This is a genomic window from Bifidobacterium rousetti (assembly GCF_008698235.1).
GTDB lineage: Bacteria > Actinomycetota > Actinomycetes > Actinomycetales > Bifidobacteriaceae > Bifidobacterium > Bifidobacterium rousetti.
This window is the reverse complement of sequence record NZ_PEBH01000010.1, coordinates 127,917-139,645: the sequence shown is the minus strand read 5'-3', so window position 1 is coordinate 139,645 and position 11,729 is coordinate 127,917. Positions and strand designations below refer to the sequence as shown.

General features: G+C 68.8%; 8 protein-coding genes. 5 read left to right on the top strand and 3 right to left on the bottom strand.

All coding sequences use genetic code 11. From position 1 onward, the window contains the following. Positions 1-43: 43 nt before the first annotated feature. From CSQ85_RS10695 to CSQ85_RS10680, 4 genes are all read left to right on the top strand, one after another. Positions 44-607 (top strand): MptD family putative ECF transporter S component, encoded by a 564-nt coding sequence (locus CSQ85_RS10695; protein WP_150384035.1) that lies wholly within the window; start codon positions 44-46, stop codon positions 605-607. After that, complete coding sequence (locus CSQ85_RS10690; RefSeq protein WP_150384023.1) at positions 607-1,332, top strand: energy-coupling factor transporter transmembrane component T; 726 nt, start codon at positions 607-609, stop codon at positions 1,330-1,332. Before CSQ85_RS10695 ends, CSQ85_RS10690 begins: the two co-directional genes overlap by 1 nt. Positions 1,333-1,343: 11 nt before the next feature. Then, the gene (locus CSQ85_RS10685; protein WP_223846946.1) at positions 1,344-2,936 is read left to right on the top strand and encodes an ABC transporter ATP-binding protein; all 1,593 of its coding nucleotides are present in this window, start codon (positions 1,344-1,346) and stop codon (positions 2,934-2,936) included. A 165-nt stretch (positions 2,937-3,101) separates the two neighbouring features. Further along, on the top strand, positions 3,102-4,199 hold the full coding sequence (locus tag CSQ85_RS10680) for a hypothetical protein (protein WP_150384022.1): 1,098 nt from the start codon (positions 3,102-3,104) through the stop codon (positions 4,197-4,199). 105 nt (positions 4,200-4,304) lie between these two features. On the opposite strand, the gene CSQ85_RS10675 is transcribed toward CSQ85_RS10680, so the two are convergent. Continuing rightward, positions 4,305-5,906, bottom strand: coding sequence for an ABC-F family ATP-binding cassette domain-containing protein (locus tag CSQ85_RS10675; protein ID WP_150384021.1), 1,602 nt, complete (start codon positions 5,904-5,906; stop codon positions 4,305-4,307). A gap of 233 nt (positions 5,907-6,139) precedes the next feature. Between CSQ85_RS10675 and CSQ85_RS10670 the strand changes: the two genes are divergently transcribed. Beyond that, complete coding sequence (locus tag CSQ85_RS10670) at positions 6,140-8,017, top strand: bifunctional ADP-dependent NAD(P)H-hydrate dehydratase/NAD(P)H-hydrate epimerase (protein ID WP_150384020.1); 1,878 nt, start codon at positions 6,140-6,142, stop codon at positions 8,015-8,017. Here CSQ85_RS10670 and CSQ85_RS10665 read toward each other — a convergent pair. Both CSQ85_RS10665 and CSQ85_RS10660 read right to left on the bottom strand, forming a co-directional pair. Beyond that, entirely contained in the window at positions 8,014-8,772 is a 759-nt protein-coding gene (locus tag CSQ85_RS10665) for a response regulator (protein WP_190973014.1), read from the bottom strand. The genes CSQ85_RS10670 and CSQ85_RS10665 overlap by 4 nt on opposite strands. Further along, on the bottom strand, positions 8,769-11,663 hold the full coding sequence (locus CSQ85_RS10660; protein ID WP_150384019.1) for an ATP-binding protein: 2,895 nt from the start codon (positions 11,661-11,663) through the stop codon (positions 8,769-8,771). The genes CSQ85_RS10665 and CSQ85_RS10660 overlap by 4 nt, the downstream gene beginning before the upstream one ends. Between the last annotated feature and the right edge of the window lie 66 nt (positions 11,664-11,729).

The window sequence follows — 11,729 nt, the reverse complement described above, 5'->3', positions numbered from 1 at the left end:
CGCCCCGACCGCCCCGTCGAAGAGGCTCGCCACCGCCGACCTCATCACGATCGGCGTCTTCGCGGCCCTGTACTTCGTGATGGTGTGCGTGGCCACACTGATCAGCACGGTGTTCACCGGCGGCTTCGGCTCGATCTTCCTGCCGGCGATCGCGGCCCTGATCTCCGGGCCCGTGTTCATGCTGCTCAACGCGCGCCTCGGCAAGTTCGGCGGCATCACGGTGATGGGCCTCGTGATCGGCCTGTTCCTGTTCGTCTCCGGCCATTTCGCGCTCTCGTTCGTCGCCAGCGTCGTCTTCCCCGTCGCCGCCGACCTGATCGCGCGCGCCGGCGCCTACCGCAACAAGGCGCTGCTGCTCGTCTCCTACGTGGTCTTCTCGTACGGTCTCACCGGCCCCATCCTGCCGCTGTGGTTCATGAAGGACGCCTACGTGGCGAGCCTCGAGGCGCGCGGCAAGGACGCGGCGTACATCGACGGCGTGTTCGCCAACATCAACACCGGCACGTTCGCGCTGTCGATGGGCGCGATCCTCGTGTGCGCGGCCCTCGGCGGATGGTTCGGCCAGCGCCTCATGAGGAAGCACTTCGCCAAGGCCGGCATCGCCTGATGACCGAGGCCCCGCTCCGCCCCGACGCTTCGCACGCGCGGTCGCTCGACCCGCGTGCGAAGCTGTATCTGCTCCTGCTCGCGAACCTCATGCTGTTCTTCCACGCCGGATCGGCGACGCAGGCGGTGATGGCGGCCCTGTTCCTGATCCCGATGATCGCCGCCGGACGGACCCGCATGGCGGCGCGGTTCGCGCTCGCGTACGCGGCGCTCTACGTCCTCGGCATGCTCGATCCCGACGCGCTGGGCGTGCCCCAGCTGCATGTGGTCTCGGCGCTGGCCGTCGGCATGATCATGATGATGCCGTGCTTCATGACTGGTGCATACGCGTTCTCCACCACGTCGGCGAGCGCGTTCGTATGCGCGATGCGCCGCATGCGCGTGCCCGAGGCGGTGGTGGTACCGTGCGTGGTGATCATCCGGTTCTTCCCGACGATCCTCAACGACTACCGTCGCATCCGCGAGGCGATGGCGTTGCGCGGCGTCGCCGCGGGCGCGTTCGCGTGGGTGCGTCATCCGGCGCAGTCGTTGGAGTATGTGATCGTGCCGCTGCTGATGAACGCGACGAACGTGGCGCAGGATCTGTCCGTGGCGGCGTTGACGAAGGGCCTCGGCCGCGAGGGCGCGCATACGTCGCGCACGGTGATCCACATGGGGGCCGTCGACTGGGCGGCGATGGCGGTGTGCACGCTGCCGCTTGCGCTGGATGCCATGGGGGTGGTGTGACGATGGATGCGATGGGAACCATTGACCCGATCCGGCACGTCGACCCGGGCGAGGTCCCGGCCGAGGTTCCGGCCGACGTGCTCGTCGAGGACGTGTCGTTCCGCTATGCGGCGGACGCCGGGGACTCCTCCCCCGCGCTGGACGACGTGTCCCTGACCGTGGGGGCCGGCGAGTGCGTGGTGCTGTGCGGCGCGAGCGGATGCGGCAAGACGACGCTGACCCGCGTGGTCAACGGCCTGGCGCCGTCCTTCTTCCGCGGCGCGTTCTCGGGCCGTGCGATCACCTGCGGCCTCGACGCGGCGCGGGTGCCGATCGACCGGCTGACGCCGCTGGTGGGCAGCGTGTTCCAGAATCCGAAGACGCAGTATTTCAACGCGAACACGACGGACGAGCTGGCGTTCCCCTGCGAAAACATGGGGATGGACCCGGACGGGATCAACAGGCGCGTGGATGCAGTGGCGCGGCGATTCGACGTGACGCATCTCATGGGACGCAGCGTCTTCGGCCTGTCGGGCGGGCAGAAGCAGCGTATCGCGGTGGCCGCGGCGAGCGTGCTGGAACCACGTCTGGTCGTGCTCGATGAACCGACCGGCAATCTCGACGCGCGGGCGATCGACGATATGCGGGATATGGTCATGCGCATGAAGGCGGACGGGATGGCCGTGTTGGTCGCCGAGCATCGTCTCGCGTGGCTCAACGGCGTCGCCGACCGGTATGTGGTGTTCGAGGCGGGGCGGATCGTCCGCGAGTACGCGGCGGACGAGTTCCTCAGGCTGTCCTCCGGTTGTGTGGCGGCGATGGGGCTGCGCGCGTTGGATCTCGGACCGTACCGCAGGCGCGTCCGGGAGCTTGCCTCCTGTGAGGCGGAACGTGAGACGAACGCCGCGCGGGACGTCCCGCTGCTGCGCACGCGCGGGTTGACGGTCGGATACGCAAGGCGCCGCCGGTTCCGTTTCGGTGGTCCCGGTGGTCCCGGTGGTCCCGGCGGCCGCGGCGGTGTCGGCGCCTCCGGCGGCGATGCATCCGCCGCGTTCAGCCGCGCGATCCCGGATCTGGTCCTGCGCCGTGGCGAAATCGTGGGGCTGATGGGCCCCAATGGATGCGGCAAGACGACGCTGGTGCGCACGCTGACCGGTCTGGCGAAGCCGCTGGCGGGACGCGTCGAGCTCGATGGCGCAACGGCCCGCCCGCACGAGCTGACGCGCGCCGGGTTCCTGGTCATGCAGGACGTGAACTACCAGCTGTTCTCGGACAGCGTGCGTGAGGAGATCACGCTCGGTCTGGACGGGACGGACCCGGCCGTGCGCGAGCGCTGCGATCGCATCCTGGACGATCTGGATCTCACGCGGTTCGCCGACCGTCATCCGATGAGCCTGTCGGGCGGGCAGAAGCAGCGTGTGGCGATCGGGTCGGCGCTGATGTGCGGCAAGGACCTCATCGTGCTCGACGAGCCGACCAGCGGTCTGGACCGGTTCCATATGGAGCAGGTCGGTCGTCTGCTGCGTCATCTGGCCGATCTGGGGCGAGCCGTGCTGGTCGTCACGCATGACGAGGAGCTCGCGGCCGGATGGTGCGATCGGATCGTGGATCTCGCCGTCCGCTGATCGTCCCATCCGTCTTATCCACATGACGACGGGGTTGTGCACAGTCGACGACCCCGTATTTGCCGTGCCTCGCGGGACGTGGCAAGGTGGGTGCACGCGCAGGTCGCCGGACCGGCGCGACGGTCAATGGGGACCGTGTCAGACAGATTCAGGGAAGGACCTCTCATGATTTCGACGAACATCGCACGAGGCGGATACACGGACCGGCGTGATACGCATGACACATATGACGGACATGACGCACATGACAACGGACAGGACGGCGGGCGCGACGACCGGGACGGCGGCGCGTCGAGCGTCGGCCGATGGACCGCGCTGTTCGCCGACGACGTCGACCACCAGTACGTCTCCCCGCCCCGGGTCGAGCGGGCGATGGGGCTGATCGACGTCATCGGACGGGAGGCGTCGGCACGCGGGCTGAACGTCATGGACCCCTCGCCGGGACTGTTCGACAGGGCGAGACGCGCCAAATGGGCGTGGCCGCACATCGTCGTGGCCACGCCACAGGGCGATCTGCTGTCCTTCCACGTCTCGGAACGGTCGCGGAACGGCACCGAATCGAAGCCGCGGTCCCTCGCCGACCGCGCGTCGTCGGACGGCACGCCGATATGGCAGGCGCAGCGATCCACACGGTTCGAGCCCACGGGGACGATGCTGGTCAGGGTGGACAGCGACATCGCGCACTACCGGATCAAGACGAGCCGGGACTCCGACCAGACACTGGTCGAGACGCGCATCCCCAACCTGTTCGACATGCTCACCGAGGAGATGGTGCGCTGCGGTGAGGTGCGCCGCCGGGCGCGTGAACAGGAGGAGGCGAGCAACGCCTCACGCAGGCGATGCCACATCGAACGGCTGTACATGGCCCTGTGCGACGAGGCGGCGCTGCACGAGCGGATGCAGAGCCAGCGGGAGTATCTCGACCAGATCGAGTGCGGGCTCGATGAACGGGGGCTCGACGTCACTTGGGGACGGGGATCGGGACGGCCATCCTGCGATCCGCCGACAGGCTCCGACACCGGAGTCGGGACCGGAGCCGACACCGGAGCCGGGGAGGGGAACATCCGCCGCGCGATAGCGCTGATGCGCGAGCATATCGACGCGCAGGACCCGCTGACCCGTGGAGGCATCGGATGGGCGAACCAGCCCGAGCCGACCGAGACCGAGGTGTTCGAGTACTCGCGCAGGGCCAGTCGCCGCAGGGCCGCGCGCACGGGAGGCGGGACGGCGCCCGCCGGACGGCATAACGGATTCTTCGACTGACTGTCGAGCGATCGGAAACGGCCAGTTATTGTCGGTATATCGGCTACCCTTCAGTCCCGCTTCGCGGGCCAGCTCCCCCGGCAAGGGGAGCCTGGAGAGTGTCGACTACTCCTCGGCGACCAGCTCGAGGTAGGAGTCGTTCCACAGGTCCTCGTCGCCGTCGGGCATGAGGAGCACGCGTTCGGGGTTCAGCGCCTCGACGGCGCCCTCGTCGTGGGTGACGAGCACGATCGCGCCCTCGTACTTGGCGATGGCCTTGAGGATCTCGTCGCGCGAGGCGGGGTCGAGGTTGTTGGTGGGCTCGTCGAGCAGCAGCACGTTGGCGCGGGAGGTGACGAGCGTGGCCAGGGCGAGCCTGGTCTTCTCGCCGCCGGACAGCACGCGCGCCGGCTTCAGCGCGTCGTCGCCGGAGAACAGGAACGAGCCGAGGATGGACCGGGCCTGCGTGTCGTTCAGGTCGGGCGCCACATGCGTGAGGTTCTCGAGCACGGTGGCGTCGAGATCGAGGGTGTCGTGCTCCTGTGCGAAGTAGCCGATCTTGCAGCCGTGGCCGTATTCGACCGAACCGGTGTCGGGCTGTTCGATGTGCGCGAGCAGGCGCAGCGTGGTGGTCTTGCCGGCGCCGTTGTAGCCGAGGATGACGACACGCGAGCCCTTGTCGATGGCGAGGTTGACGCCGGCGAACACGATGTTCGAGCCGTACGCCTTGGAGATGTCCTTGGCCATGATCGGCGTCCTGCCGCAGGGCGCGGGCTCCGGGAAGCGGATGTCGGCGACCTTCTCGGCCTTCTGCGCCTCGGAGGTGTTCTCGAGGAGCTTCTCGGCGCGGCGCATCATGTTCTGCGCGGCGACGGCCTTCGTGGCCTTGGCGTGCAGGCGGATGCCCTGCTTCATCAGACGCTCGGCCTTCTTCTCGGCGACCTCGCGCTCGCGGCGTCGGCGTTCCTCGTCGACGACGCGCTGGTGCAGGTACGCCTTCCAGCCGAGCGAATACATGTCGATGCCGCCGGTCTGCGCGTCGAGGTGCCACACCTTGTTGACGACCTCGTCGAGCAGCTCGGTCGAGTGGGAGATGACGAGGAAGCCGCCCTCGTACTTCTTGAGGTAGCCGCGCAGCCATTCGATCGAGTCGGCGTCGAGGTGGTTGGTGGGCTCGTCGAGGATGAGCGTGTCGGCGTTCGAGTAGAGGATGCGCGCCAGTTCGATGCGTCGGCGCTGGCCGCCGGAGAGCGTGCCGAGCTGCTGCTCCATGACGTCCTGCGGAAGCCCCAGCGAGGCGGCCATCGTGATGGCCTCGGACTGGGCCGCGTAGCCGCCGGCCTTGTCGAAGTCCTGCATGGCCTTGTCGTAGCGGTTCATCGCCTTGGACATGACGTCGGGGTCCGGGTCGGTCATCTCCTTCTCGGCCTTGCGCAGCCGCGCGATGATCGAGGCGATGTCGCGCGCGCTCATCATGCGGTCGAGCGCGGTCTGCTCCGGATCGGCGGCATGCGTGTCCTGCGGCAGGTAGCCGAGCTTGCCGGAGACGCGCACCTTGCCGGAGGTGGGCAGCATGTCGCCGGTGATCACGCGCGTGAGCGTCGTCTTGCCGGCGCCGTTGCGCCCCACCAGACCGATCTTGTCGCCCTTGGCGACGTGGAAGTCGGTCGGATGCAGCAACGTACGCGCGCCGATCTGAATCTCCAGACCCTGTGCATCGATCGCCATACCCCACCTGCCGCTTTCCGTGTCGTCGTCGTGATTTCGCCGTGATCCGCGCGTCTGCCCCGCATCGGCGCATCCGGCCGTTTTGCCGACCAACCACTATAGCGTGAGGCATACCGTGCGTTCCCCGCGCCACGGGCACGCACTGGATTGACGGACTAGACTGGAGCTCACGGAACCGGCCCCGCGCCGGCGACGGAAGGTCAAGTCGAATCGCATGGTCTTAAGGAGGCCACATGGACACCCGGAACGATTCGGAACGCCGCGATACCCTGCTCAACGCCGCATATGACGTGGCCGCTGTGCGCGACATGGAACGGCCGCTGCTCGAGGACGGCGTGCCGCTGATGCGCATGGCCGCCAACGCCGCCGCGCATGTGGCCGCGCGCATGCTCGACGACGCCGAGATCGACATCGAGGACGCGGTCGTGACCCTGCTCGCCGGAGCCGGCGACAACGGCGGGGACGGCCTGTTCGCCGCAGCCGCGCTGGCCGACGAGGGTGCGCAGGTCACCGCGGTGGCCACCGGACGCACCCTGCACGACACCGCGTTCGCCGCGTTCGTGCAGGCGGGCGGCAGGGTGCTGGTGCTTGACCCCGAGGCCGAGATCCCCGGCTGCTCGTCCGGGTTCACCCCCGGTGAGGCCGGCGAGCGCCTCAAGGCGGCGATCAGGCTGGCGAGCCGCTCGCATCTGGTCATCGACGCGATGACCGGCATCGGGCTCAACGGCGAGCTGCGCGGCATCCCGGGGACGCTCGCCGCGTCCCTCGGCGTGGACCGCGACGAGGGGCCGCTCCCGGACCGTCCGGCGATGCCGAACCGCCAGACGGCGGATGTGGATCTGCCGCTGGTGCTTGCGGTGGACACGCCCTCCGGCGTCGGCGTGGACGACGGGTCGCTGACCGGCGCCTACATCCCCGCCGACGAGACGGTGATGTTCGGCGCGATGAAGCCGTGCGCGATGCTGCCGCCGGCGACGTTCGCGTGCGGGCACATCACGCTGGTCGACTTCGGCTTCGACCTGGACGGCGTGGAGCCTTCGGTCGAGGCGATGTCGCGCGATCTGGCCGCGGAGGCCATCCGGCTGCCGCGTGTGGCGGATATGAAGTACACCCGGGGCGTGGTGGGGCTCGTCACCGGATCGTCCCGCTATCCGGGCGCGGCGGTGCTCACGGCGAGGGCCGCGGCCCGCACGAACGTGGGGATGGTGCGCTATCTCGGCCCGGAGCGCGCGCAGGACATGGTGTTGGCCGCGTTGCCCGAGGCCGTGATCGGCAAGGGCCATGTGCAGTCGTGGGTCGTGGGGTCCGGTGTGCCGGACAACGACGGGGACCCGGAATTGAAGGACGTCCAGCGTCAGACGATCGCGGCGCTGCTCGCCTTCTACACGGTCGACGGCGCTCCCGCGGACGCATCGGACACGGACGGCGACACGGACACGGACGGCGATGACGCCGCCGATATGGCGGCCGGCGCGCCCGGTGCCGGAACCGACGACGCCGGGACGGCCGACGTGCGCGCCCTGACGATGCCTCCGATCGTCGTCGACGCGGGGGCGCTTGATCTCCTGCCTGACCATGTCGCCCCTCAGGTCGTGCTCACGCCGCATGCGGGCGAGCTTGCGCGGCTGCTGGGCGTGACGCGCGAACAGGTGGAACGTGAGCCGCTCCGGTACGCCCTCGAGGCGCATGAACACACCGGCGCGACGGTGCTGCTCAAGGGGGCCGCGACCATCGTCGCGGGCGAGGGCGGTCATCCGATGGTCTCGGGCAGCGCGCCCGCGTGGCTGGGCACTGCCGGCGCGGGCGACGTGCTCGCCGGCATCACCGGGGCCCTGCTCGCGCAGATGGACGACGATCTGGACGGCGACGGCGGGCGGATGGGCTCCCCGTTGTCCTATGACGCGGCGCTTGTCGCGGACACCGCCGCCGCGGCCGCGTACCTGCACGGCGTGGCTGCGGGGGCAGCATCCGAATCGGAGCAGTACGGCTGGCAGCCGCCGGAGCTGTTCGGCATGACGCGCGCCTCACGCTTCGAGACGATCGGGCACCCGATCATCGCCTCGGACGTGATCGCCGCCATCCCCGACGCGATCGCCGACCTCATCGGCTAGGCCGGGTCCGCGGCGCTGCCGCTGTCCCCGGTCTCTCCGTTTTCCTTGGCATCGCCGGCGATGTCGAGGCGATAGCCCATTCCCGGTTCGGTTTTGAGATACCGGGGATGGGCGGGGTTCGGCTCGACCTTCTTGCGCAGCTGCGAGATGTACAGGCGCAGATAGCCGGTGTCCTTGACGTGGCTCGCGCCCCAGATCTCGGTGAGCAGGTCCTGACGGGTGACGAGCTTGCCCGCGTTGCGCACCAGCACCTCGAGCACCTTCCATTCGGTGGGGGTGAGCCTGATGCGCACCTGTCGGCCGTGGTCCTGACGGAACACGGCCTTGGCGTTGAGGTCAACGGTCACGTCGCCGAATCGGGTCAGCGGCGCCGCGTTCTCGCTCGCGCCCTCCAGCGCCACGCGGCGCAGCAGCGCGCGGATGCGAGCCAGCAGCTCGTCGATCGACACCGGCTTGGTCACGTAGTCGTCGGCGCCCGCATCGAGCGCGGCGACCTTCTCGCGCGCGTCGGTGCGTCCGGACACGACGAGGATCGGTGCCTCGGTCCATCCGCGCACGCCCTGAATCACGCCCATGCCGTCCATCCTCGGCATACCGAGGTCGAGGACGAACAGGTCGGGGTGCTCCTTGACCGCGACCGTGATGCACTCGACGCCGTCACGCGCGGTGACGATGTCATAGCCCTGCGAGTGCAGGGTGATCTTCAGCGCCTTGAGGAACTGCGGATCGTCGTCGGCTACCAGAATCTTCATCATTCGTCACTCCCTTTCCCCGTGTGGTCTTTCCCTGTATGCCCGGTGCGGTCTGCCGTGTGACCGGTGTCGTCACGATCGGCGTCGTTGTGATCGGTGTCGTCACCTTTTACGCTGTCCGGAGCCTGCGGTTTGTCGTCGGAGTCGGGTTTCTCCCCGCCCCGCATGATGCCGTAGGTGATGAACCGGTCGAGCCCCCGCTCGTCCGAATTGCCTTTGCCCGGCAACGGCAGTATCACGTCGGACACCGCGCCGGAGACCTTGAGCGTGTCCTGCTCGAGGATATCCGACGGATCGGGACGCTCGTTCTTCGGGATGAGCTGGCCGACGCGCAGCACCCGGTCGGCGGCGCGCAGGGTGATGACGATGGTCAATCCCCCGCCCGGCGTGTCCTCCGGGGTGATGGAGCCGCCCATCGACTCGACGAATCCCTTCGACAGGGCCATGCCGAGGCCGAGACCGGTGCTGTTGTCCGTGTCACCAAGGCGGTGGAACGGCAGGAAGATGTCGTTCTTGCGATCGTCCGGCACGCCCGGCCCCTGATCGGCGACGCGGATCTCGACCACGCCGTTGAACGCGGAGGCGGCGATGCGCACGCGCTTGTCCTTCGGGGTGAACCGCAGGGCGTTGACGACCACGTTCGACAGCGCGCGGCGCAGCAGCGGCGGATCGGCGACCACCAGCGGCAGGTCGGGGGCGATGTCGAGGTCGACGGTCCACGGCCCGATGCCCAGCTCGTCGAACAGGGGGATGATCTCCTCCCCCACGTCGGTGGCGACAAGCGACAGCGGCAGCGCACCCTCGCGGATGCGCGAGACGTCGAGCAGGTCGGTGACGAGCTTGGTGAGCTGGTTGAGGCCGTTGGCGGCCACGGAAAGCAGCTCGGAGCGGTCGCGCTTGTCCATCGTGTCGCCCATGCGCTGCAGTCCGGAGACGGCGGCGGTGGCGGAGGCGAGCGGCCTGCGCAGGTCGTGGCTGACCGCGTTGAGCAGTCCGGTGCGCACCTTCTCCGCCTGGGCGAGCGGCCCGACCTCCTGCGCCTTGCGTTCCAGATCGTTGTGTTCGATGACCGTTTCGATCTGGGAGAGGATCGCCATGAGCATGCGCTGGTCGGACGCCTCGACCGAGCGCCCGTAGAGTTTGAGCGACGGACCGTGCTCGTCGCGCGAGATGGTCTCGGGTTCCTCGACGGCGATGGCGTCGCCGGCGGCGGTGCGTTGACCGCCTTCGCCGTCCACGGCGTCCGGCGACGCGCCCGGCTCGCCGTCGGAGATGATGACGTGCCCGTCCTGCACGACGCGCACGCAGCTGAAGCCGAACGCCTCGCGCGTGCGGTGCACGATCGCCTCGAGTGGATCGTCGCTGCGGAGCACCGAACCGGCCACAGAGGCGAGGATCTCGGACTCGGCGCTGGCGCGCTGCGCCTGCCGCGTGTGGGAGTCGGCCCGGTCGACGACGGCGGAGACGATCATGCCGACGACGACGTACAGGATGATGGTGGCGACATCGGAGGCGTGCATCACATGGAAGGTGCCGATCGGCTCCGTATACAGGAAGTCGAGGACGAGACCGCTGAGGATGGCGGACACGGTCGCGGGGATGAACCCGCCGATGACCGCCGCGATGACGACGAGCAGCTGCAGGATCAGGGCGTCGCGTTGCGCGAAGTCCGTCGAGCTGAATGTCCCGAGCATCCATGCGGCCGCGGCCACGGAGACGAGGGCGAACACGAGGCCGGCGACCAGACGCCCGAGGGCGATCGGCGAATGCCGGCGCGAGGGGATGCGCAGCCCGGCGAGCCCCCGGTTGGCGAACGTGTGGGTGACGATATGGACGTCGATGTCGCCGGATTTCTCGATGATCCCGTTGGGGGTCGAAGGCCTGCCGAACCAGCGTGCGAGGAAGCCCCGGCGGGAGACTCCGACGATGACCTGCGTGGCGTTGTTGGCGCGCGCGTAGTCGAGCAGGGCGTCGGCGATGTCCTCGCCGACGATCTGATGGTAGGTGCCGCCGAGCTTCTCGACGAGCTCGCGCTGCTTGATGAGCAGCGCCGGGTTGGACCCCGCAAGCCCGTCCTCGGGGGTCACGTGCACGGCGATCAGGTCGCCGCCGCCCGACGCGCGGGCGACGCGGGCGCCACGGCGCAGCAGCTGCTCGCCTTCGGGGCCTCCGGACAGTGCGACGATGACGCGCTCCCTAGTCTCCCATTTGGCGCGGATGTGATGCTCGGTGCGGTAGGTGTTCAGCGTCTCGTCGACGCGCCCCGCCAGCCAGAGCAGCGCCAGCTCACGCAGCGCGGTGAGGTTGCCGACGCGGAAGTAGTTGCTCAGCGCGGCGTCGACGCGATCGGGCTTGTACACGAGGCCCGCGGAGAGGCGCTCGCGCAGCCCCTCGGGCGGCAGGTCGACGAGCTTGACCTGCGAGGCGGAGCGCAGCACCTTGTCGGGCACGGTCTCCTTCTGCGTGCTGCCGGTGATCTCGCGCACCACGTCGTTGAGCGATTCGATGTGCTGGACGTTGATCGTGGTGATGACGTCGATGCCGGCGTCGAGCAGGTCCTCGACGTCCTGCCAGCGCTTCTCGTGGACGGAGCCGGGCGCGTTGGTGTGGGCGAGCTCGTCGACGAGCGCCACCTGGGGATGGCGTTCGATGATGCTGAACAGGTCCATCTCCTCGAGCCACATGCCACGGTAGCGCACGCGCCGGCGCGGCACCATCTCGAGTCCGTAGGCCGCCTCGGCGGTGTTCTTGCGCCCGTGGGTCTCGAGCAGGGCGATGACCACGTCCTTGCCCTCGTCCTTGAGGCGATGCCCCTCCTTGAGCATCGCGAAGGTCTTGCCGACGCCCGGCGCGGCGCCGAGCAGCACCGTGAACGTTCCTCGCGCCTCGGCCATATGCGTTCCCGCCTTCCCCTTGTCCCGTTGCCTTCGACTATACGTTATAAAACACCTTCAGGGGTG

Excerpts from the sequence above, each read along its gene's own strand:
- CSQ85_RS10690 (WP_150384023.1), top strand. The coding sequence starts at position 607 with ATGACCGAGGCCCCGCTCCGCCCCGACGCTTCGCACGCGCGGTCGCTC.
- CSQ85_RS10675 (WP_150384021.1), bottom strand. The coding sequence starts at position 5,906 with ATGGCGATCGATGCACAGGGTCTGGAGATTCAGATCGGCGCGCGTACG.
- CSQ85_RS10680 (WP_150384022.1), top strand. The coding sequence starts at position 3,102 with ATGATTTCGACGAACATCGCACGAGGCGGATACACGGACCGGCGTGAT.
- CSQ85_RS10660 (WP_150384019.1), bottom strand. The coding sequence starts at position 11,663 with ATGGCCGAGGCGCGAGGAACGTTCACGGTGCTGCTCGGCGCCGCGCCG.
- CSQ85_RS10665 (WP_190973014.1), bottom strand. The coding sequence starts at position 8,772 with ATGATGAAGATTCTGGTAGCCGACGACGATCCGCAGTTCCTCAAGGCG.
- CSQ85_RS10670 (WP_150384020.1), top strand. The coding sequence starts at position 6,140 with ATGGACACCCGGAACGATTCGGAACGCCGCGATACCCTGCTCAACGCC.
- CSQ85_RS10685 (WP_223846946.1), top strand. The coding sequence starts at position 1,344 with ATGGGAACCATTGACCCGATCCGGCACGTCGACCCGGGCGAGGTCCCG.